The sequence below is a fragment of the Devosia sp. Leaf64 genome, from assembly GCF_001421945.1.
Classification (GTDB): domain Bacteria; phylum Pseudomonadota; class Alphaproteobacteria; order Rhizobiales; family Devosiaceae; genus Devosia.
Genome location: NZ_LMLO01000012.1, coordinates 67,183 through 88,773, shown reverse-complemented (window position 1 = coordinate 88,773; position 21,591 = coordinate 67,183). Strand labels below are relative to the sequence as shown.

The window sequence follows — 21,591 nt, the reverse complement described above, 5'->3', positions numbered from 1 at the left end:
CCCCTTGCCCGACATAGGAGACGACGGCAATGAGCGACATCACCACAGATACCTCTCTCCCGGTTCTGCAAGTCTCGGATCTCGAAATCGAGATCCAGAGCGCTAATGGCGCTTTCGCCGTCGTCTCCGACATGAATTTGTCCGTCAGGGCAGGGGAGACCCTTTGCATCGTCGGGGAAAGCGGCTGCGGCAAATCCATGACCGCGCTGTCGCTCCTTCGGCTCCTGCCGGATGCTGCAAAGATCGCCGGCGGCAAGGTTTTGATCGATGGCGAAGATTTTCTCGCCATGAACCAGCGCCAGGTTGAGGATTTTCGCGGCGAAAAGATCGCCATGATATTCCAGGAACCGCTGACTGCGCTCAATCCCGTGCTGCGCATCGGCGAACAGATCGCGGAATCCGTGCGCCAGCATCGCAAATGCAGCCGCCGCGAGGCCGATGCCCGGGCCGTCGATGTCTTGCGCCTCGTACAGATGCCCGATCCCGAACGTCGCGCGGGTCAGTTTCCGCATGAACTTTCGGGCGGCATGCGCCAACGCGCCATGATTGCCCTGGCACTCGCCTGCGATCCAAAGATCATTATCGCCGACGAGCCGACCACGGCGCTCGATGTGACCATCCAGGCTCAGATCCTGGGCCTGATCTCTGATCTGCAAAAGCGCCTCGGCACGGCGCAGATCCTTATCACCCACGATCTCGGCGTTGTTTCCGAAGTCGCCGACCGCGTCATCGTCATGTATGCGGGGCGCAAGGTCGAGGAAGCGAGTATTTTCGATCTCTTCGATCGCCCCTTTCATCCCTATACGATCGGCCTGATGGGCGCCGTGCCCGGTGCCGGCGCATCGAGCGAAGCCGGGGATCGCTTGGCCGATATTCCAGGGACCGTCCCGCCGCTCTGGGCCCTGCCTAAGGGATGTGCCTTCGCGCCGCGTTGCCCCGGCGCCTCGGCGCGCTGCCTTGAAGAACGACCGCCATTTGAAGAAAAACGCCCCGGTCACTGGGCTGCCTGCTGGGAGCACGATGATGCAGCCTGATCGCACCCCCTTGCTCTCGGTCGAAAATCTCGAAGTGCACTTTCCCATTCGCGCCGGCGTGCTGCAGCGGCAGGTGGGCGCGGTGAAAGCCGTCGACGGCGTCAGCTTTTCGCTCAATCGCGGCGAGACCCTCAGCCTTGTGGGCGAAAGCGGCTGCGGCAAGTCAACGACCGGCCTCGCGCTCATGGGTCTCGTCAAACCGACGGGCGGGCGGGTACAGTTCGACGGCCAGGAAATCCGCGGCTTCAACCGCGCGGCGCTGAAGAGCTATCGGCGCAGGATGCAGATCGTCTTCCAGGACCCGTTCTCCTCGCTCAATCCGCGCCAGCGGGTCAAGGACATCATCCGCGCCCCGCTCGACATCCACAATGTCGGCACCTCCGCCGAGCGCGATGCTCGCGTCGCCGAACTCATGGAGCGCGTGGGTCTACGTCCGGACCAGGCCGACAATTTTGCCCATCAGTTTTCCGGTGGCCAGCGCCAGCGCATCGGCATTGCCCGGGCACTGGCCCTCAACCCCGACGTCATCGTCTGCGACGAACCCGTCTCGGCCCTCGATGTGTCGGTGCAGGCGCAGATCCTTAATCTCCTCAGCGATCTGCAACGCGATCTTGGCGTTTCCTATCTCGCGATCTCGCATGATCTCGGCGTGGTGGAGTTTATCTCCCATCGTGTGGCGGTCATGTATCTCGGGAAGATCGTCGAGATTGCCCCGAAAGCCGCGATCTTTGCCGCACCCGGCCATCCTTATACCGAACTGCTGATGCGCTCGGCGCCCTCGCGTGATCCGCGCAAGCGTCACAGTTTCAGCGCCAGTAATGACGATATTCCGAGCGCGACCAAAAAGCCGAGCGGCTGCCCGTTCCATACGCGCTGCCCCCTCGTCACCGCCGTCTGCAAGACCACCGAGCCCGCCCTGACGGCTCGCGACGATGGTCGCCTCGTCGCCTGCCACAACCGCTGAGTTGACCTAATGACCACGTCTTATCTTTTCATCGGCGGCAATGTGCTCGACGCCGAAGCGGGTGTCCTCAAGTCCGGTCTGGATGTCCTGGTCGAAAACCAGCGGATCACCGCCATCGGTGCCGGCCTCGCCCGTCCGGAAGGCGTGGAAATCATCGATGCCGCTGGCAAGACCATCATGCCTGGTCTCATCGATTGTCATGTTCATGTCGTTGCCGAAACGCTCGATCTCTGGGCCAATATGATCGCGCCCGCGTCCCTCGCGGCCCTGCGCGCTGTCCGGGTCATGGACGAAGCCCTGCATCGCGGCTTCACCACGCTCCGCGATCTGGGCGGCGCCGATTATGGCCTCGTCCGCGCGGTGAATGAAGGCGTCATCGCGGGCCCTCGTCTCGTCATCTGCGGCAAGGGCCTGACGACGACCGGCGGCCATGCCGACCTGCGCAATCGCACCGACGACCGACCGGGACTTTTTTCGGACCGCCTTGGCTCAATGGGCCTTATCGTCGATGGCGTCGACAATGTCCGCGCCGCCTGCCGCACCATGATCAAGGAGGGCGCCAACTTCATCAAGGTCATGGCCAATGGTGGCGTCTCCTCGCCCAATGACCCGATCCACTCGATTCAATATTCGCGCGACGAAATCCTCGCTATGGTGGAAGAGGCGGATAATGCCGGGCTCTATGTCGCCGCCCATGTCTATACCGACCGCTCGATTGCCCGCTGCGTAGAGCTTGGCGTCCATTCCCTCGAACATTGCAACCTGATCGAGCCGGACACCGCCAGAATGGCTGCCGAGAAGGGCTGCATTGCCGTGCCGACGCTTGTTGCCTATGATGCGCTGGCGCTCGAAGGTGAGGCTCATGGACTGGGGGCCGCCGAGTTTGCCAAGATAGACATCGTTCGCAAGGGTGGCCTGCGTTCGCTCGAGGTCATGCGCGACGCTGGCCTGCCCATGGCCTTTGGCTCTGACCTGTTGGGGCAGCTCCGCAAGTATCACTGCATGGAATTCGATCTTCTCGCCAAGGTGCTGACACCGCAAGAGATCATCCAATCGGCGACTGTGATCGGCGCGCGGCTTTGCCGGCTCGAAGGCCAGGTCGGCGTGATCGCCGAAGGCGCCTTTGCCGATCTGCTTATCGTCGACGGCAATCCGCTGTCCGACATTTCCCTGCTTCAGGACGACGGCGCGCACATGCCGTTGATCATGGCGAACGGGCGCGTGATCAAAAACGTGCTCCACTAGGCCGCCTCACACTGGTCGTTCTCGATGATTGACAATCCTGCCAAGCCGCTGCGGCCGGCCGACTGGCTGGCCGGCTTCACCGTATTGATCCTTTGCCAATTGGCTGGCGAAACCCTGGTGCAACTGCTCCGCCTGGTCTTGCCCGGCTTTGTCTTTCCAGGTCCCGTCGCCGGCATGCTGCTGCTTCTGGCTCTGCTGACCCGTCTTGGCGATCGCGCCCGGCCCATCATCGCCGCGGCCGATGGCTTGCTGGGCATTTTATCCCTGCTTTTCGTGCCTTCGGCTATCGGCATTATTCAATATGGCGACATGATCCTCGCTTGGGGCGGTCCGCTGCTCCTGGCTGTCCTCGGATCGACCGTCCTCACGCTTGTCGTCACCGTAGGCGTCTTCCTTGCCACCGAAGCATGGATCAGGCGGAGGCAGGGATGAGCGGCTTGAGCACAATCTGGGTCTACCTTGCCGCATCGCCACTGACCTGGCTCGGCGTAACGCTTGCGGCCTATATTCTGTCCCTGCGTATCGCGGCCTGCCTTGGCAATTCGCCTCTCGCCAACAGCGTGTTCTTGACCGCGGCCATGGTCATCCCGCTGCTGCTGCTCACGCACACGTCTTACCCACGTTATTTCGAGGGCGCGCAGTTCGTGCATTTTCTCCTCGGGCCGGCGACTGTGTCGCTGGCTGTGCCGCTCTATCGCAATCTTGCTGCGGTGCGGCGCTCCATCCTGCCCATCATTGCGGCGCTGGTCGCTGGCTCCTTGACGGCGATGGGCAGTGCCCTTGCCATTGCCGCGGCTTTCGGCGCGCCGGCAGACGTCTTGGCATCCATTGCGCCAAAATCGGTGAGTGCACCCATTGCCATGGAACTGGCCAAGGGTCTGGGCGGCGTTCCCTCGCTCGCAGCCGTGCTCGTCATCCTGACCGGCATCACCGGTGCCATCACCGTCACGCCGCTGATGAACGCCTTGGGGGTCCGCAATTATGCAGCGCGCGGCTTTGCCGTCGGCATCGCCGCGCACGGTATCGGCACGGCTCGCGCCTTTCAGGTCAACGACACCGCCGGCGCCTTCGCCGGCATCGCCATGGCGCTCAATGGGGCGTTTACGGCGTTGCTTGTCGCAGGATTTCTGCTGTTGCGATGAGCCAGGACAGGGATCGCAGCCAAGTTCGGGCTAACTCTCTTAAAAAGTTGAGGGCGTCGTACCCCGCTTTCAAAAATGGCGACATAGGGGGGTCCTCATGCGCTGAAAGCCGCATCTGAGGCGGAGCCGATCATGTTGCTTGAACCGTAGCAGCCACTAGGGATGCTGCGTCTCAGAGCGATAGAGTTCGTGGGCTATGGCGGGGAAAGGGCTCACGACTTCCAGATGCGTAGGTGCACCGCGAAAAACAACCGCCTTAACGGCGCAAAATTCGTCTGAGTTACAAGGCTCGAGTTTGTTGACGTGGTGGCAGAGAGAGGCGGCTCTGGAATATGCCCCAATCAGCTCTGAAGATAATGGCTCTCGCAAACAGAAGTCTGGCCTATCGGCCGTCGATTGGGAACCCAAGCATCAGTATCGACAAAAGGCTTTGCCTTCGCTCCATCCGAGAAATCCTGGCAGTTGCTCGACCTTTCAGAAAGATCCCTTAGACGCAGCATCACTTGGAGATAATAGTAGTCCGGTTGACCGCAGATGTGCATCAACGGTCTTTTGTGTCATTTGCCAAACCTCTATCCAATATTCGGCGTTATCAGACATTTCCTGGTCCCACCGATGCAGACGGCCGCCGCTATTCAGGAGGAAATTCGGTGGTCCTCGCTTAGTGCCGGAGCGAGACGAGCGTTAGCCGCGAACTTCTCATACCCGCATCCATTCTTGAGGTGCATCCACAAGAACAAGTCGTCAACTGTTGTTGACCGCCGACTGGCCTTCCGGCTCATGATAATCGACGATGGTAACCGAGCGGCTGCGTTTACATGAGGCGCTTGTCCTGCGTCGCTCTCCGAAGGCAGAGGTCATGAGTTCGAATCTCGTCGAGTGCACCAATACTTAGCCTAAGTAATTGATGTAAAACATTAAATTTGGGACAAGTTTTGGGACAACGCTCTCTCTCCACAGAAACGATTCGATCTCGGTTGCTCCTGCCGTCAGCGTGAACGATCTTTTCGCCAGAACGCGAGAAAGACGTATGCCGACTGTAAAACTCAAAGGCGCCGATCATATCTACGAACGGATTCCGTGGACGGTCGTCTGACCTCCTACCAGGTCAAAATCCGCCGCAAAGGCTTCCCGAGCCAAACAGTATCTTTCGATGACCTGGAGGAAGCCAAGCGGTTTGTGCGTCAGGTGCTGAGCGACCATGATCGCGGTCACAAAGTGGACCGCTTGGTCTCTCATCGTAAAACCGTAGCGGACGTAATCGACGCTGCCATAACCGCGATCGAGAACGGCACGCGCAAAATCAAGGGCGCCAAAGAAGAGCTCTACCGGCTCAAGGCCATCAAACGAAATTATCCTGTTCTGATGTCGACGCCGCTCTCGGACGCTACCGAAGATATCTTTGAGGATTGGATCGAGGATCGGCTCGAAACGGTGAAGCCGAACACGGTGCTCCGCGATTTTACCATGCTCAAGCCGCTCTTTGCAAAAGCCGTTCGTACATACGATTTGCGTCGTTCCCCGCTCGAATACATCAAGCCGCCACGTGAGATCGACGAGCGGCCGCGACGTCTGCTGGAGAAAGAGGAGGAACTGCTGTTTGCGGAACTACACGCAGCGGATGACCCCATCGTGCCGCTTGCAGCGCAATTCGCGCTGGACTCTGGCTGCCGGCGCAGCGAGCAACTCCGGGTTCAATGGAGAGACTACGATGCTGAAGCAGGAACCATCTGGCTTGCTGATGCGAAGAATGGTCGTGGACGTTATCTCATCCTCTCGCAGCTCGCCCAAGACATCGTCGAAGCGCTGCCGGGGCGCCAGGATGGTGGAGCAATCTTCAAATGCACAGGCAGCAAGCTCAAGAAGGCTTTCGAATATGCACGTGCTGCCAAGAGAGCCAAGGCACTCGGACGCCCAGACCTCGGAAGTGTTAGGACGCTGCGCTGGCATGACTTCCGTCACGAGGCGGTGTCCCGTTGCTTTGACGCCGGCTGGACCAGCGAGCTGGTTATGGACTTTTCAGGGCACGTCGATATCAAGTCGCTGTTGCGTTACCGCAAGCCCAAGGTTGACGAGACCGTGGCACGGCTCCGGACGCTGGAGCGCATGGGGCAAGAAGGCTTCGACGCTGAGGAGGGAGAAGCCTTCTCCATTTCCACGAAATCAATTCCGGCCCGACAAGTCCATAGAGCCGAGCATCTGGCGTGGGTCTTAGACGCGGCCCTGCTGGATGTTCACCCCAAGGCCATCGCGTGATCCAAAAAATCACGAGCCGCGGCTTTTTCACCTTCGGCCTGTCGACTTGACAGGCCGCCCGCCGGCATCGGGCTTGATAGATCGCGCTGAGGATCATCCCATGCCGTAGTCAATAGCCCTTGGACTCGACCTGCAGAGGAGGACCTGTTTCCCCGAATGGGCCTTCCTTGTCGGCAGAGTGTCCCCACATCTTGCTGGACGGCCGGATACTTGCAAATACCTCACTGTTGACCTCAAATTGGTCTCGCCTAGTTAGGCGAAGCGGCAAATACCTTTCCCTCTCCCCATTAAGCCACGGGCAACCAACGAAAAACGCTGGAGAATTTTGCTTTTAGGCTGCGTCGAATTACGCGGGAGTCGTGGCGGGTGTTTTTCTTCGCTTGAGCGCGTTCATCACGGGTCGTTCGAATAAGTAATGTACAGCTGCGCTGGCCGCTATGCATAAAGCTGCCACGGCGACCAATGTCATAGGTCCGGAAAAGATGTTCCATCCCAAAACAACAGGCGTCATCCTGAACATGACGATCGATTGAAGGAGGTAAAGGGGATATGAAATGTCTCCAAGCCATCTTGCAAAGGCCGGAACTCGCCAGTTTTGCTGCTGCAGGTATAGCGCAGTTGCAACAAACAATGATGCTGGCACTCCGTAATATATGAACCTCGCCGACTGGCCTAATGAATACGTTGACGCGACCACAACACTTGTAACCAACAAGCATAGTAAGAGCCGGCCCGAAATTTTTCGACGAGAGTAAGCGCTTGCTAGCGCTACGCCGAAAGCGAACTCGAGATAGACCGGGTTCCGAAGGTAGACGGTAAGGTCCCAGTCAGTCGGCAGGATGAACGCCACTAGACAAAGTGACACCAAGCTAACTGTGATCTTGGCCGTCAGTCCTGCACGAGACGTAGTCATCACGGCTGCGAACACGGCGTAAAAGATCATCTCGTAAATGAGCGTCCAACCGGGGCTTAAAACTGGATAGGGTTCTCCTCCCGGATTTGTTGCCGGCAGCAGAAGCAGTGATTTGATGTAGTAGGCTCCGTATTCGTCCCAGAACCCTGTTAGATAGGAAAAGATGATGGGTGCTTCAATCAGCAAGCAAAGCCACCAAAGTGGGTAAATTCTGGTAACTCTCGCGCATACAAAACGACCAACCATGCCCCAGCTTTGCCTGGTGGTGTAGGCCATTATAAACCCAGAGATAACGAAGAATATGTCGACGCCGATAATGCCATGATGGGCGCCGAATAGGGGCAGCGAAGAGTACAGCGAGCCAATTCCGCCTAGGTGTGCGAGCATAACAAGAAATGCTGCTAATCCCCGGAGAGCTTGGACGGTATCGAGTTGCCCTGATTTGATCCGGCTCATCCATCTCTCCGACGCCACTCCGCCGGCCTATATCAGACCGGATCCGAATTGAAGAGCAAGAGGCTGGATCGCGCTTAGGGTCATCCCGTGCCGTAGTCGGCAGGCCCTAAACTCTACGGGCAGAAGAGAGGGCCCTGTTTCGTCAAACGGGCCCTTCTTGTCGGCTATGCCAATAGCGGAACGATCGGCGGCTTTTTGCTTGGTTAAATATTGAGGTGATCCACCACTTCCGATCGTACCCCATTGCGACCGATTGCTAACTGCGGCAGAACGGGCGCTGTGCCACAGCGTGACGCCGGGCGCGCGGGCTAAAAATTAGACAAATCGCTGACTAAGGATAGATGTGGCTCGCATGCGAATGGAAGTAGGTGATGCGCCTGGTCCGAGTGCGTCTTTTGTCATGTGCGTCAATCGAGATAACCCTTGGCTCATCGAAGCAATCGACAGCGTCCTTATGCAGGAAGATCGCGATTTCGAATTCTTGATTGCTGCGAACGATTGTGATGATGCATTGTGGTCTAAGCTTGTCTCATATTGTTCTAAAGATAATCGCATCCGTCTTTTTAGAACTGCAGTCGGTCAACTTGCTTTCAATTTAAACGTGTTGGCAAACGAGGCTAGTGGGGAATACCTTGTACGCATGGACTCGGACGACGTGTGCACTCCCCAGCGTCTTGGTGTGTTGAGACATAGTCTCGCAACAGAAGCGGTTGATATACTCGGGTCTGCAGTGGTGCTGATCGATGATGCTGGCAAGTGCATTGGGCAAATGGATTTTCCCATAACCCATCGGGCTATCGTGCGTGCGTTGCCAACGCGTACAGTGTTCTGTCATCCCGCCGTCGCCATTCGTCGGCAGTTTCTTCTGGATATGAAAGGTTACCTAGGCGGGTTTGCTTCTGAGGATACCGATCTGTGGCTGCGTGCGCAAAGGGCTGGTGCAACCATGGCCAATCTGCCGAGCCCGCTGCTACAGTATCGTGTGCACAGGCGGCAAACGATAATGTCCTCTATTGGCTATGCCGAGGTTGCGGGGCATTGGCTGAGAGAGTGGTTGGTAGCCCCAAGTTGGCGGCGTCTTTACGGCTTTCTTTTAGCTTCTGGGAAGGCAATTTTTGCAAGATGGCTTCCAGGAATTGGACGCTATCGAACCGCAAGGCAAAAACGTGACGGATTTGACGGATGACTACGTCTCGTCCGAAGCTAGTTTTTTTTGTATCCGTCGATTGGTTCTTCTATTCGCATTTCCTAGAGCGGGCGATGGCGGCTCGTGATGCCGGATATGAAGTTGTCGTACTCACCCGTATTATTGATCATGGCGAGCGCATCAAAGCTGCTGGGCTAAGGGTTATCCACCTCGATCTGGATCGTCGCTCTTTGAATCCCCTGGGGGGGGTGAAGGCCTTATTTCATGTCTGGCGAGTGTTCAGTTATGAGAAGCCCGCCTTAGTGCACCAAGTGGCACTGAAGCCGATTTTGATCGGTAGTCTAGCGGCGAAGTTCAGCGGTATACCTCACATCATTAATGCTGTCGTCGGAACTGGTTACTTGTTCTCGTCCCGGTCATTTACAACCAGATTACTGCGCCCCATCGCTCAGATCGCATTGAAGCGTCTAATGAATCCGCGTGGAAGCAAGGTGGTATTTGAAAACAATGACGACCTAAGCACCTTTGCGAACGGGGGGTACGTGCGGGAGAATGACGCAGTGTTGATAGCGGGCGCAGGTGTTAGGCCGGATGACTACCCGGCGGGAGGGGTTTTTGCGTCGCCACCTTTGGTCGTACTGGTCGCGAGACTTCTCTGGGACAAGGGGATTGGTGAATTTGTCGAGGCGGCCCGTCGGATAAAACGGGCGGGTATCTCGGTTAGGTTTGCTGTCATCGGTGATATTGATCCAGGCAATCGAGCTTCAATTGATGAGGCCACACTCAGAGATTGGCGCAAAGAGGGGCATGTTGAGTTCTGGGGGTTTCGCACAGACATCGCTTCCGTGCTTCAGCAGGCAGCAATCGCTTGTCTTCCATCGTATCGAGAAGGTTTGCCGAAGTCGCTTCTCGAGGCGATGGCCGCGAGTCTACCTTGCGTTACAACCGACGTTCCTGGCTGCCGCGACGCAGTACGCCACTGTGACAATGGCCTGCTCGTCGCGCCGCGCGACGCAACGTCACTGCAACAAGCGTTGCTGAAGCTCATCTGTGATCCTGACCTCCGCGCGCAAATGGGTAAAAGGGGGCGGGCTCGTGTCGAAACGGAATTCTCATCGCAACAAGTGATCGGGCAGACTTTGGCCCTGTATCATCGGATGATTGCGGGTAGGGGGTGATAGTCACGCTTAGGCTGGCCGCAGTTCGGTAGCTCTGTTGACCGAAAACCAGAGTTCTTATATCCCGGCGTGAACCCCATACTCTTCAAACCTCACCTGTGATCCACTTGCGTCGCTGCATGCGAAATATGTGGATTATTTAAATAGTAAAGCTTGCCGCGGTAATAAGCATGAAAAAAATCGCTCTCATTACAGGTGTTACCGGTCAAGACGGTGCCTATCTAGCGGAATTTTTGCTGGAGAAAGATTATGAGGTACATGGGCTGAAGAGAAGGACGTCTCTCTTCAACACCGATCGTATCGATCATTTATTTCAGGACCCGCATGTTTCAGATGGGCGCTTTGTCCTTCATCATGGCGACATGACGGACTCATCCAGCCTTATTCACGTTATCCAAAAGGTCCAGCCGGATGAAATTTACAATCTAGCTGCGCAAAGTCACGTGGCGGTAAGTTTTGAGGAGCCGGAGTACACGGCAAATTCAGACGCTTTGGGTGCGTTGAGAATTTTGGAAGCTATTCGTATTCTTGGTTTGACCAGCAAGACTCGGTTTTATCAGGCAAGTACATCTGAACTATATGGATTGGTTCAAGAGGTGCCGCAGAAGGAATCCACGCCGTTTTATCCGCGTAGCCCATACGCAGTTGCGAAGCTCTACGCTTACTGGATTACCGTCAACTACCGCGAGGCCTATGGAATATATGCCTGTAACGGCATTTTGTTCAATCACGAAAGCCCCAACCGCGGCGAGACCTTCGTCACCAGAAAAATTACGCGAGCACTCGCCCGAATTAAACTTGGGCTGCAGCAGAGTCTCTATCTCGGCAACCTGGATGCGAAGCGCGATTGGGGTCACGCGCGTGACTACGTGGAAATGCAGTGGCTGATGCTCCAGCAAGACCAGCCTGAGGATTTTGTCATAGCCACAGGCGTGCAGTACAGTGTCCGTGACTTCGTAGACGCTGCAGCGAAGGAGCTTGATATGCAAATCCGGTGGGAGGGGGCCGGCGTCGATGAGAAGGGCTACTGGATTAAACCAGGAGGCGCGACCCTAAGCAGTCCGATAGTAGAGGTTGATCCACGCTATTTCCGGCCGACAGAAGTCGAGACTCTGCTAGGCGATGCGACAAAAGCGAAAACGAAGCTGGGATGGGAGCCACGGACTAAATTCTCGGATTTGGTGGCCGAGATGGTCCGGGAGGATCTAATTTCAGCGCAAAGAGACGAGCTGGTTAAGCAGCATGGTTTTGATGCATTCGACCGTCGTGACTGACGCGGGTTGTTGGTTGTCCCTCTAGCTACCTTGGAATCGTATGCGCATCTTGCTAACCGGTGGCCGCGGAATGGTCGGTCGGAATATTATTGACCACTCGAAGGCGGCAGAGCACGAGATGCTCAGACCTACTAGTCAAGAGCTAGACCTGCGGAACTTTGCGTCCGTCAGTAGCTGGTTCAAACGGTATAAGCCGGATTTCGTTATTCATGCTGCTGGCCGTGTTGGCGGCATTCAGGCAAATATCCGCGAACCCGTTGCATTCCTCACAGACAACCTTGACATGGGGCGCAACATACTTCTGGCGGCTCGTGAGGCCGGGGTGACGCGCCTGCTGAACCTTGGAAGCTCTTGCATGTACCCGCGCAATGCCCAGAATCCTCTACGCGAAGAGATGATTTTGACGGGGGAGTTAGAGCCAACCAACGAAGGCTACGCTCTGGCGAAAATTCTCGTTGCTCGGCTTTGCGAATATATCGAACGCGAAGATCCGCGCTTTCAGTATAAAACGTTGGTCCCGTGCAATCTTTACGGGCCGCACGACAAGTTCGATCCGGCGCATTCGCATCTCGTTCCCGCGATTATCCATAAGGTCTCTCAGGCCAAGAGGACCGGTCTCACAGAAGTGGAAGTCTGGGGCACGGGTAACGCAAGGCGCGAATTTATGTATGCCGGCGACCTTGCCGACTGTGTATGGAGTGCAGTGGAGCGGTTTGAGGCGCTACCTGGGCTTATGAACGTTGGCCTCGGTTCGGACTTATCGATCCTCGATTATTATCATGCTGTCGCCCGTATTGTCGGGTATTCGGGTACGTTCGTTCACGATCTTACCAAACCGGAAGGCATGGCTCAGAAGCTTGTGAATATCGACAAGCTTAAAGAATGGGGCTGGCGCGCGACGACAAATCTGGATCAGGGCGTCGAGCAGACCTACCAATTTTATTTGCAGGGACATCAGGCATGAGCAATCGCAACTATTCTTTGGCGACATCGACCTGGGATGATGCAGAGTATCAGGCGATCCAGCGGGTGATCGAGTCTGACATGTTCACCATGGGAGCGCATGTTCAAGAGTTTGAAAAGCAGTTCGCTGCCTACACAGGCAGTCGCTATTGCGTAATGGTGAACTCAGGGTCATCGGCCAATCTCTTGATGATCGCTGCGCTACGCTTCCGCAAGGATAACGCGCTTCTGGCAGGCGATGAAATCATAGTGCCGGCGGTTTCTTGGAGCACGACGTACCATCCACTTCAGCAATACGGTCTCAAGCTCAAATTTGTTGACGTGGACCGGGACACATTAAACTACGATCTAGGCGCTCTCGCGGATGCGGTGACTGAAAAGACGCGCGCGATCATGGTTGTCAATCTGCTCGGAAACTCCAACGATTTCGCTGCCATCGGCAACATTGTTGGCGAACGCAATATCATCGTTGTCGAGGATAATTGCGAGTCACTAGGCGCCACATATGGCGGTCGTCAAACCGGCACGTTCGGGCTATTGGGCAGTTACAGCGCCTTCTTCAGTCATCATATATCCACGATGGAAGGCGGGATGGTGGTGACGGATGACGAGGAACTCTATCATATCATGCTTTCCGTGCGTGCCCATGGCTGGACGCGCAACCTGCCGAAGCACAACTTACTGACGGGCACTAAAAGTGACGATGCCTTTGTAGAGTCGTTCAAGTTCGTTCTTCCCGGATACAACCTGCGTCCGCTGGAAATGAGCGGCGCGATCGGGATTGAGCAGGTCCGAAAACTTCCAGACATCGTCTCTGAGCGCCGGAGAAATGCGCAGCTTTTTAAGGAGCTTATGCGCGAGTATCCGCAATTCCGTACGCAAGAGGAAATTGGCGAGAGCAGTTGGTTCGGGTTCAGCTTGATTGTTGAAGCGGGGATGCCATTCAAGCGTGCGGATGTTGTGCGCGTCTTCAACTCGCACAAGATCGACGTACGCCCGATCGTGGCTGGGAACTTTGCCAAGAATGAGGTGCTACGCTGGTTTGACTATGAGATCCACGGGGGGCTGAAGAACGCCGACGATCTCGACGAGAACGGGCTTTTCATCGGTAATCATCATTATGAACTGACGGAGCAGTTCGAAACTCTGAGGGCCGCCCTGAACGAGCTCACTAAGTCGGCAAACACATGAGTGGTGACGCTAACGAAATTAAGGCGGCGCGGGCGCACGCAGTCGGACCGGTAACTGTAATCACGTCCAAGCCTGACGGGCAGCGCTATTGGAACGAGCTCTGGGAAGGGCGCGAGCTCCTTGGCATGATGGTGTGGCGCGATATGGTGGTACGCTACAAACAGACGGCCATGGGCATAGGTTGGGCACTGTTGCGTCCGCTCGCTACTATGTTGGTCTTCTCTCTAGTGTTCGGTAATATCGCCAATCTTCCTTCCAACGGAGCGCCGTATGCACTCATGGTGTTCGCGGGATTGCTGCCTTGGCTGTTTTTTTCGGCAGCGCTATCGGACGGAAGCAACAGTGTTGTGGGCAATGCCAACTTGGTGTCGAAGGTCTACTTTCCGCGCCTCATCATCCCGTTGTCTTCCGTATTGGTAGGGCTGGCGGATTTCCTATTGGCCATGACGGTATATCTCGTTATGTCCTTCGTTTACGGCATGCCGCCAGGGCTCAATGCGCTATTTCTGCCGCTTTTTTTGTTGCAGTTATGTTTCCTAATTTTGGGATCGAGTCTGTGGGTTGCGGCTTTGAGTGTCTGGTATCGTGATTATCGGCACTTGCTGCCCGTTGTTCTCCAACTTGGCGTCTATCTGTCGCCGGTTGGTTTCGCTAGTAGTGTTGTCCCTGAGAAGTGGCGTCTGCTGTATGCTCTGAATCCCATGGTTGGAATCATTGACGGATTTCGTTGGACTCTCCTAGGCGATGCACAGGGCTTGCGGCCGATCGAGGTACTGGTGTCTGTAATAGTGACCACATTGATCCTCTGGACAGGTCTGCGTTTCTTCCGCGGTAGTGAACACCGTTTTTCGGACGCGCTCTGACCATGAGTAAGAGCATTGTCGTCGACGGCATATCTAAGAAGTTCAGGATTCATCACCAAGAGCAAAGCAAAGGCGCTCGGCGTGGCCTTTTAGGAAAATTTCTGACACGAGGGGATCAAAATCAATCATCCTCGGACGAAGACTTTTGGGCTCTCCGCGACATTAGCTTCGAGGTAGAACAAGGCGAGCGAATGGCGATCGTCGGGCGAAATGGCGCCGGCAAGTCCACGCTGTTGAAGATACTTTCGCGCGTTATGTCCCCCACGGAAGGGCGCATTGAAATCCGGGGGCGCCTAAGCAGCCTTCTTGAAGTTGGTACAGGCTTTCATCCAGAGCTGACGGGCCGAGAGAACGTTTTTCTTAATGGCGCGCTGCTCGGTATGTCTCGTGCAGAGGTACGGAAGAAATTTGATGCCATCGTAGACTTTGCAGAAGTTGAACGTTTTCTGGATACGCCAGTTAAACGCTATTCTAGCGGAATGTACGTGAGGTTGGCATTCGCTGTTTCTGCGTTCCTCGAGCCTGATATCGTCGTCCTTGACGAGGTTCTGTCCGTAGGGGACGCTCATTTCCAGCAGAAATCCTATGCAAAGATGCGTGAACTTGCATCGCAAGGCCGAACTGTACTTTTTGTCAGTCATAGCATGAGCGCCGTTAAGGACCTTTGCGAAACTGCAATTCTCATTGAGCATGGTCGGATCAAGCAGAAGACGCGGGTCGATGACGCGATTGGCGACTACATGAGGCATGCCATGCATGTCGGTGGTGCCAACATGCCTCTGGAAACGGACCAGATCGACTTGCTTGCTGTGCACGCCACCCAAGGCGGCCGCAAGAATCCTAACTTTAACTTTGACGGCAATCTGCCGATCGATATCGAATTGATCTACCATGCGAAGGAGTCCCTCAGGAACTTCCGGATAGGCTTTTACATCAAGAGTATATTCGGCGAGATTATTTCGCGGGTACTTCTTGCGGATCTCGCGCCGGACCTGGAAAGTGTAGAGCCGGGAACCTATCGCGCGACGGCACAAATTCCGGAGGGGTTCCTTGTAGCGGGTGATTACGTTCTGGAGGTCCACTCGAGCCAGTTTGGCGTACGTGATTACTTCGCCAGTAATGCACTGCAGCCCTTTCGGATCAGCCGCCCGACGTTGTTCAATCTGCAGCACGAACGGGAGCAGACATTCGGTCACGTATATCTGCGGCCTCAGTGGCAGCTCGAGCGGATTTCCGACTGATATGATAGATATCAAACTCACTACATGCGCCCCCAACTGGCCTTGGGCCCGCCAAACGCCTAATGCTCAGATGGAATGGGGTCCGTTTAGGTTCCATGTGGATAAGTTTGTAGAGCGTTGCGACGCGTGGGTTGTCTTCGAGTCCTTATCTCAACCAGAGGAAACAATATGCCCGCCGGAGAACGTTATCTTTATCGCTGGAGAGCCTGATTCAGTTGGCTCATACAAGCCGGCGTTTTTGAACCAGTTTGCCCATGTAGTCAGCGGGCGGAATGACCTCGACCACGGCGGACAAGTCAGAATTCAACAGGGGCATCCCTGGTTTGTAGAGAAGACTTTCGACGAGCTTGCGTCCATGCAACCTTTTCCCAAGCAACGTGAAATGTGCGTCATATCATCAGACAAGGCCTTTACCGACGGTCACCGCGGAAGGCTCGAATTTGTCGATAAGCTCAAGGCCCGCTTCGGAGATCGCATAGATGTCTGGGGCCGTGGAATACGCGATTTTGATAGCAAATGGGACTTGCTGTCTTCGTACCGTTTCGCAATCGTGCTAGAAAACTACCAGGGTCCAGATTGGCTTACTGAGAAACTGCCGGACGCGCTGCTAGCGTACTGCTACCCAATTTATTATGGATGCAGCAACCTTGAGCGCTATTTGCCTGAAAATGCGTATCTTAGAATCGATATCGAGGATCCTGACGCGGCATTGAATGCTATCGAACGTCTGCTCAACACACCGGACGTATACGAAGATAGCCTCGGTTATATAGCGAGGGCACGCCTATACTATCTCTACAATCTACAGTTTTTTGCCAACCTCGCGATTAGGCTTCAAACGTTAGTAGTCGACCGTCCTCCAGCGCGATTGACGTTGGCTCCGAATTCAGAATTCCCGATCACTTTAGACGATGTTGTTGGAGGTGTGGAGCCGGCATCGTCTGGAAGAGTTCTCACCAAGGCATTTTCTAAGCTATTCGGCCGGGGGACAGGTAACCGACAACCATGACGAAACGCGCGATCATCGCATGGTTAAAGAGGCCGCTTTACCGATTCGCACGTTCTATCGTTGCACGTGGGCTGCGACCGGAAACGGCCGCGCTGCTCGCTGTATCGAGATCAAGAACGGCAGAAGATCGCAGCCAGCGCGAGGCTGCCGAATGGATACTACGCGCTGCACTGCCACAAGGCCCAGCTGACTTGCTTTTGGCTCGCGATCGACACGACGCGCTTCTGGAAAAGCCGTTGAGTGCTGCATCAGTCGAATGGGCCCACTGGATTGCTCGCGACTGCATCGCGAGGGACGTTCAGGGCTCACTACAAATGCCGTTGGTTAAAAGCATCAATTCCGATGATAATACCGCTCCATTCTTTAATGGCGAAAATACAAAAGTAATGCAAGGGAGCATAGTATCGCCAGACAGTAACATTGGCGCGAACACATATATAGGATTCAATTGCCATATAACAAAAACAAATATTGGCCGCTATGTTTCCGTTGCTGATGGGGTGCTAATTGGTCCTGGAGAGCATTTCCTGGATCAAGTTTCAACTAGCTCTCTGTTCTATGACGAGCCCTATGAAAAACTCACCCGCGCTGATTGCGTCATTGGTCACGATGTTTGGATCGGCGCATCTTGCGTGATACGTCGTGGTGTTAATGTAGGCATAGGGGCGGTCATAGGAGCCAATTCTTTCGTCAATCACGATGTGGAGCCGTTTGCGATCATGGCAGGTTCCCCGGCGCGATGCATCGGCTATCGGTTTCCGGCGGACAAAATCAAAGCCGTCCTTAGAAGCGCCTGGTGGGAACTCCCTGCTTCAGAGGCGCGTACGCGCATTCAGGCAATTGCGACAGAGCTCAAGCTATAAATATGATCGTTAGTCGTTTAATCGGTGGCCTTGGCAACCAAATGTTTCAGTATGCTGCCGGCCGAGCGTTGGCGGAAAGGCTTGGAGTGCCGTTTCGCATCGATCGCCGAGCCTTTGGCGACTACAAGACTCATGCGTTCGGCATGGCCTGTTTCAATGCGCCTATTTCAGACGCGCCGAGCTACCTGGTACCTAACATGCCGGGTGAAGGACGTTTTCATCGTATATTCCGTAGGTTTCGGCCCGGACCGCTCAGACTTTACGCGGAGCGCACGTTTACGTTTGATGAACAGGTAATAGGTCTACCCGACAATACCTACCTGGATGGCTACTGGCAGTCTGAAAAATATTTTGGCGATGTAGCGGAAGTCATTAGGGCGGATTTCGCGATCCGCAATCCGCCGAGCGCGGCCAACCTGCGTTGGCTGGAGCAGATCGCGAGCACCAATTCTGTATCCCTGCATATCCGCAGAGGAGACTACGTATCGACGCCAGCCGCGGCTGCCTTCCACGGCACTTGTGGTATCGATTACTACGAGCGTGCCGTCACGTACCTGCGTGATGTGACAGGCCTCGACTTGGTTGCGTATGTTTTTTCTGATGATCATGACTGGGTCGCCGCAAATCTAAAGTTGCCTGGCGCCATGTATCTCGTACGCGACAACGACGCAGCGTCAAACTATGAGGACTTGCGATTGATGACGGCTTGTCGCCATCACGTGATCGCGAACAGCTCCTTCAGCTGGTGGGGCGCATGGCTTGACGGTCGTGAGGATTCCGTCACCGTTGCGCCCTTACAATGGTTTGCTGGGAACACCCCAGATCCACGCGATCTTCTCCCGGCTCGCTGGGTGCGAATGTGAGTGGCCTTGGCGCCGGCCCGGCTGTAAGCGTTGTTATCCCTACATTCAACGCGGAAAAATTCCTTGCGGAAGCAGTCGCCAGCGTACTCGGCCAAAGCTTCGGCGATTTCGAGCTACTGGTGGTGGATGACGGCTCGACGGATGGAACGAGCGAGATTCTAAAGTCATTCGCGCACGACGCCCGGCTAAGATTGCTTCGGAACGACCGAAACATGGGGCTAATAGCTACGCTCCATCATGCCTATGCTCAATGCCGAGCGCCACTGATCGCCCGGATGGATGCTGATGACGTATGTGATGCAGAGCGCTTGGGGAGGCAGGTCGCTTATCTCCAGGCTAATCCCGAGGTAGCGATAGTTGGTGGTGGGATCCGCTTTTTTGGGAATATTTCTACAAAGGATTTTCATTTTCCGACGGACCATGAGGCGATACGCGCCGCAATGCTCTTTTACTGCCCGCTGGCTCACCCGGCGCTAACCTTTCGGCGAGAGCTGGTAGATCGAGGCCTCATGCGGTACGACGACGACTTCCGCCATGCCGAAGACTATCACCTTTGGAGTCGCCTGTTACTAACTGTAAGGGCAGCCAACCTCCACGATGTAGTCCTGAATTATCGACTACATGCGCAACAAGTAAGTTCCGATTCGTCTGACAAGCAGTACGCTGCCTCTCTGCGTGTGCGCAGGAAGATGCTAGAAGAGTGTGGAGTCCTTGTAGATGATGAGGACATTGCGCTGCATGAAAGTGTGATATTAGAGCGGCCTATAGCCATCGCTGACTACATGCCGAATCTCGCCGCATGGTTCCTCCGTTTGGAACAGGCGAATGGACGAAGTGGATATTGGGACGCTGAGGCATTGCATTCGATTCTTCGCAGCAAGTTTCTTGAAACAGCACAGAGGACGGGAACAAACCTTTTCGACCTGGCAGTCAATTCGAGCACTAAGCACTACTTGTCCGCTGAAGATATCAAAGACTTGAAGCCGCAACCTCGTACTAAACGGCTTTTCTTGCAAACTGCGCGGCGGATTAACGCTGCGCTTAGGCGAATTTCGGCTCGTATCAGGCTGTCGTGATGGAGAAACATCAGATGTTCCAAAACAATCTGGTGAGCATAGTTATGCGCACAGTCGGCGAAAGGCCGCGTGAAATCCGGCGTGCTCTCGAAAGTGTCCTAGCCAATAATCAGCGCCCGCTAGAAATAATTATCGTCTACCAAGGGTCGGATGATGAGCGTTGGACAGGCGTGCAATTATTGTCGGGCGAATTTCCTGATCTGCAGGTGCACGCGATCAGGAATGCTGGGTTGGGCGACAGACGTGCAGAGAGCCTTAATATAGGCTGGGACACGGCGAAGGGGCGGTACGTAGGATTCCTGGATGACGATGACACGCTGGAACCTTCCCATGTTGAGTTACTGCAGAAAGCGATCGAGGGTAGCGGACGCGCGTGGGCCTACGCACAGGTAGTCCTGCGCAGAGAGGACGAGGCGCTGCAAGTGGTGTCCGAGACCCGTCCCTTCAGAAGGCTTGCTTTCTCCCTGAAAGCTCTATGGGAGGAGAACTTTCTCCCTATCCATAGCTTCCTGATTGACCGAAATAGGTTGCATGTCAGCCTAAGGTATAGGCCATTCTGCGAGGACCTGGATCGGTCTGAGGATTGGGATTTTTTACTCCGGCTGGCTTTCTACCACGAGCCGGCCGTGGTTGAGGATTTCACTGCGACCTATTATGTGAGCACGGGGTCTCGCAATACAAACCTTTCACTGACTAGCGGTTCTGCCGACGAAGAGCGAAAGCGCCATAATCTTCAGGCATGGGAGCGATGCAAGCTGCTTGTCGAGCAGCGTAAGGGTATGCTCATCGCGCCTTTCTGGTGGGCGCAAGATTACTTTTCATTCCAGACTCGCTCTCCCGAAGAAGATGTGCCGACGCAAGCTCCTCATAGAATGTTTCGACAACGTGTAGTGCGAAAGCTGATCAGGATATTGGAGCGTTGGCTGTGAAAGTTTCTATTTGTATTCCGGCCTACCGTCAGGTGGAGTTTCTCCGGGAAACTTTGCGCTCGATTGAGGAGCAAGATTTTACGGACTACGAGATTATTGTTTCAGACGACTCGAACGACTCGAGCGTGCGTGATCTGCTGACGGAGTTCTCCTTTGGTGATAAGCTCCACTACGTTCACAACTCGCCCTCACTTGGGTCTCCTCGCAACTGGAATGCGGCCGTCAATATGGCCCGCGGCGAATACGTAAAAATTCTTCACCACGACGACCATTTCATTCGGCGGGATGCATTGGGGCTCTTTGTTAAGCTCCTGGAAGATAGTCCGGAAGCTGACTTTGGCTTTTCTGCGACACTAGTTAACCATGTTGATAGCGGTCTCAAACGCGTTCACTGTCCGGATGACAAGCAGATTGCCGATCTGAAGACTGATCCTGCGAGCTTGTTCCTCGGAAACTGCATTGGCGCGCCAAGTGCCACCATCAGTAGGCGCACTGCCAATCTCAATTATGATGAGCGGATGAAATGGCTTGTCGATATCGACTACTATTTCCGTATGCTCATGAGAAACCGCAAGTTCGCGTTCACGCCAGAAGCGCTGATTTCCACGCCGACCAATGCTACCCATCAGGTAACCGAGATTTGTCGAGACGACATCGAGGTTGAGCTCGGCGAGGCGATGCTGCTTTTTGAGAGATTTGGCGCAGATCAGCGAGAAAATCCGGTGGTGAAGAGAGGGTGGATGAACCTTTTCCGGCGGTTCAAAATTCGTCGGTTAGGTCAACTCACCGACTACGGAATATTGATATCGGGGGACCGTGAGTATTTCTCTCCGCTAATGCGAAAGCGCCGGTGGTCCATGCTGATGGATCCTCGTCTGGCAGCCAAAAAGGTATTCTACCGGTTATACCCGCACGTGCCGGCTCCAGTGAGGCACGCTCTCAAATCGGTGCACTTCCGGGTAGTACGCCGCTGAACTAGGCAAG

At 55.1% G+C, this 21,591-nt stretch carries 20 protein-coding genes; 19 read left to right on the top strand and 1 reads right to left on the bottom strand.

Annotated elements, in window-relative coordinates; genetic code table 11:
* Positions 1-29 precede the first annotated feature (29 nt).
* The 6 genes from ASE94_RS06025 to ASE94_RS05995 all read left to right on the top strand — a co-directional run bounded on the left by ASE94_RS06025 (position 30) and on the right by ASE94_RS05995 (position 6,641).
* Positions 30-1,034 (top strand): ABC transporter ATP-binding protein, encoded by a 1,005-nt coding sequence (locus tag ASE94_RS06025; RefSeq protein ID WP_062629639.1) that lies wholly within the window; start codon positions 30-32, stop codon positions 1,032-1,034.
* Complete coding sequence (locus ASE94_RS06020) at positions 1,024-1,998, top strand: oligopeptide/dipeptide ABC transporter ATP-binding protein (protein ID WP_061911930.1); 975 nt, start codon at positions 1,024-1,026, stop codon at positions 1,996-1,998. Before ASE94_RS06025 ends, ASE94_RS06020 begins: the two co-directional genes overlap by 11 nt.
* A gap of 9 nt (positions 1,999-2,007) precedes the next feature.
* Positions 2,008-3,243, top strand: coding sequence for an amidohydrolase family protein (locus ASE94_RS06015; RefSeq protein ID WP_062629638.1), 1,236 nt, complete (start codon positions 2,008-2,010; stop codon positions 3,241-3,243).
* A 24-nt stretch (positions 3,244-3,267) separates the two neighbouring features.
* The gene (locus tag ASE94_RS06010) at positions 3,268-3,675 is read left to right on the top strand and encodes a CidA/LrgA family protein (protein ID WP_062629637.1); all 408 of its coding nucleotides are present in this window, start codon (positions 3,268-3,270) and stop codon (positions 3,673-3,675) included.
* A complete protein-coding gene (locus ASE94_RS06005) occupies positions 3,672-4,385 on the top strand; it encodes an LrgB family protein (protein WP_062629636.1) in 714 nt (237 codons plus the stop codon). The genes ASE94_RS06010 and ASE94_RS06005 overlap by 4 nt, the downstream gene beginning before the upstream one ends.
* Positions 4,386-5,465: 1,080 nt before the next feature.
* Positions 5,466-6,641, top strand: a complete 1,176-nt coding sequence (locus ASE94_RS05995; protein WP_062629634.1) for a tyrosine-type recombinase/integrase — start codon at positions 5,466-5,468, stop codon at positions 6,639-6,641.
* A gap of 346 nt (positions 6,642-6,987) precedes the next feature.
* Here the strand turns inward: ASE94_RS05995 and ASE94_RS05990 are convergent, their stop codons facing one another.
* Positions 6,988-8,010, bottom strand: a complete 1,023-nt coding sequence (locus tag ASE94_RS05990; RefSeq protein WP_156351925.1) for an acyltransferase — start codon at positions 8,008-8,010, stop codon at positions 6,988-6,990.
* Positions 8,011-8,362: 352 nt separating this feature from the next.
* Here ASE94_RS05990 and ASE94_RS05985 point away from each other — a divergent pair, with 352 nt between their 5' ends.
* The 13 genes from ASE94_RS05985 (at position 8,363) to ASE94_RS05925 (ending at position 21,581) form a co-directional block, all read left to right on the top strand.
* Positions 8,363-9,196, top strand: a complete 834-nt coding sequence (locus tag ASE94_RS05985; RefSeq protein WP_082460983.1) for a glycosyltransferase — start codon at positions 8,363-8,365, stop codon at positions 9,194-9,196.
* Positions 9,193-10,335 carry a glycosyltransferase family 4 protein gene (locus ASE94_RS05980; RefSeq protein ID WP_062629631.1) on the top strand — a complete coding sequence of 381 codons (1,143 nt, stop codon included), beginning with the start codon at positions 9,193-9,195 and terminating at the stop codon, positions 10,333-10,335. Before ASE94_RS05985 ends, ASE94_RS05980 begins: the two co-directional genes overlap by 4 nt.
* A gap of 170 nt (positions 10,336-10,505) precedes the next feature.
* Entirely contained in the window at positions 10,506-11,609 is a 1,104-nt protein-coding gene (gene gmd / locus ASE94_RS05975; protein WP_062629630.1) for a GDP-mannose 4,6-dehydratase, read from the top strand.
* Positions 11,610-11,649: 40 nt separating this feature from the next.
* Entirely contained in the window at positions 11,650-12,573 is a 924-nt protein-coding gene (locus ASE94_RS05970) for a GDP-L-fucose synthase (protein WP_082460982.1), read from the top strand.
* On the top strand, positions 12,570-13,763 hold the full coding sequence (locus ASE94_RS05965; RefSeq protein ID WP_062629628.1) for a DegT/DnrJ/EryC1/StrS family aminotransferase: 1,194 nt from the start codon (positions 12,570-12,572) through the stop codon (positions 13,761-13,763). Before ASE94_RS05970 ends, ASE94_RS05965 begins: the two co-directional genes overlap by 4 nt.
* Positions 13,760-14,626 (top strand): ABC transporter permease, encoded by an 867-nt coding sequence (locus ASE94_RS05960; protein WP_082460980.1) that lies wholly within the window; start codon positions 13,760-13,762, stop codon positions 14,624-14,626. Before ASE94_RS05965 ends, ASE94_RS05960 begins: the two co-directional genes overlap by 4 nt.
* 2 nt (positions 14,627-14,628) lie before the next feature.
* Complete coding sequence (locus ASE94_RS05955) at positions 14,629-15,867, top strand: polysaccharide ABC transporter ATP-binding protein (protein ID WP_062629627.1); 1,239 nt, start codon at positions 14,629-14,631, stop codon at positions 15,865-15,867.
* Between the two features lies 1 nt (position 15,868).
* Entirely contained in the window at positions 15,869-16,876 is a 1,008-nt protein-coding gene (locus tag ASE94_RS05950; RefSeq protein WP_062629626.1) for a glycosyltransferase family 10, read from the top strand.
* Positions 16,873-17,739, top strand: a complete 867-nt coding sequence (locus ASE94_RS05945; RefSeq protein ID WP_062629625.1) for a CatB-related O-acetyltransferase — start codon at positions 16,873-16,875, stop codon at positions 17,737-17,739. Before ASE94_RS05950 ends, ASE94_RS05945 begins: the two co-directional genes overlap by 4 nt.
* Positions 17,740-17,741: 2 nt before the next feature.
* Entirely contained in the window at positions 17,742-18,602 is an 861-nt protein-coding gene (locus tag ASE94_RS05940; protein ID WP_062629624.1) for an alpha-1,2-fucosyltransferase, read from the top strand.
* Complete coding sequence (locus ASE94_RS05935; protein WP_062629623.1) at positions 18,599-19,678, top strand: glycosyltransferase family 2 protein; 1,080 nt, start codon at positions 18,599-18,601, stop codon at positions 19,676-19,678. Before ASE94_RS05940 ends, ASE94_RS05935 begins: the two co-directional genes overlap by 4 nt.
* 14 nt (positions 19,679-19,692) lie before the next feature.
* Positions 19,693-20,607 carry a glycosyltransferase gene (locus tag ASE94_RS05930; RefSeq protein ID WP_162236054.1) on the top strand — a complete coding sequence of 305 codons (915 nt, stop codon included), beginning with the start codon at positions 19,693-19,695 and terminating at the stop codon, positions 20,605-20,607.
* Complete coding sequence (locus ASE94_RS05925) at positions 20,604-21,581, top strand: glycosyltransferase (RefSeq protein ID WP_062629621.1); 978 nt, start codon at positions 20,604-20,606, stop codon at positions 21,579-21,581. The genes ASE94_RS05930 and ASE94_RS05925 overlap by 4 nt, the downstream gene beginning before the upstream one ends.
* Positions 21,582-21,591 lie beyond the last annotated feature (10 nt).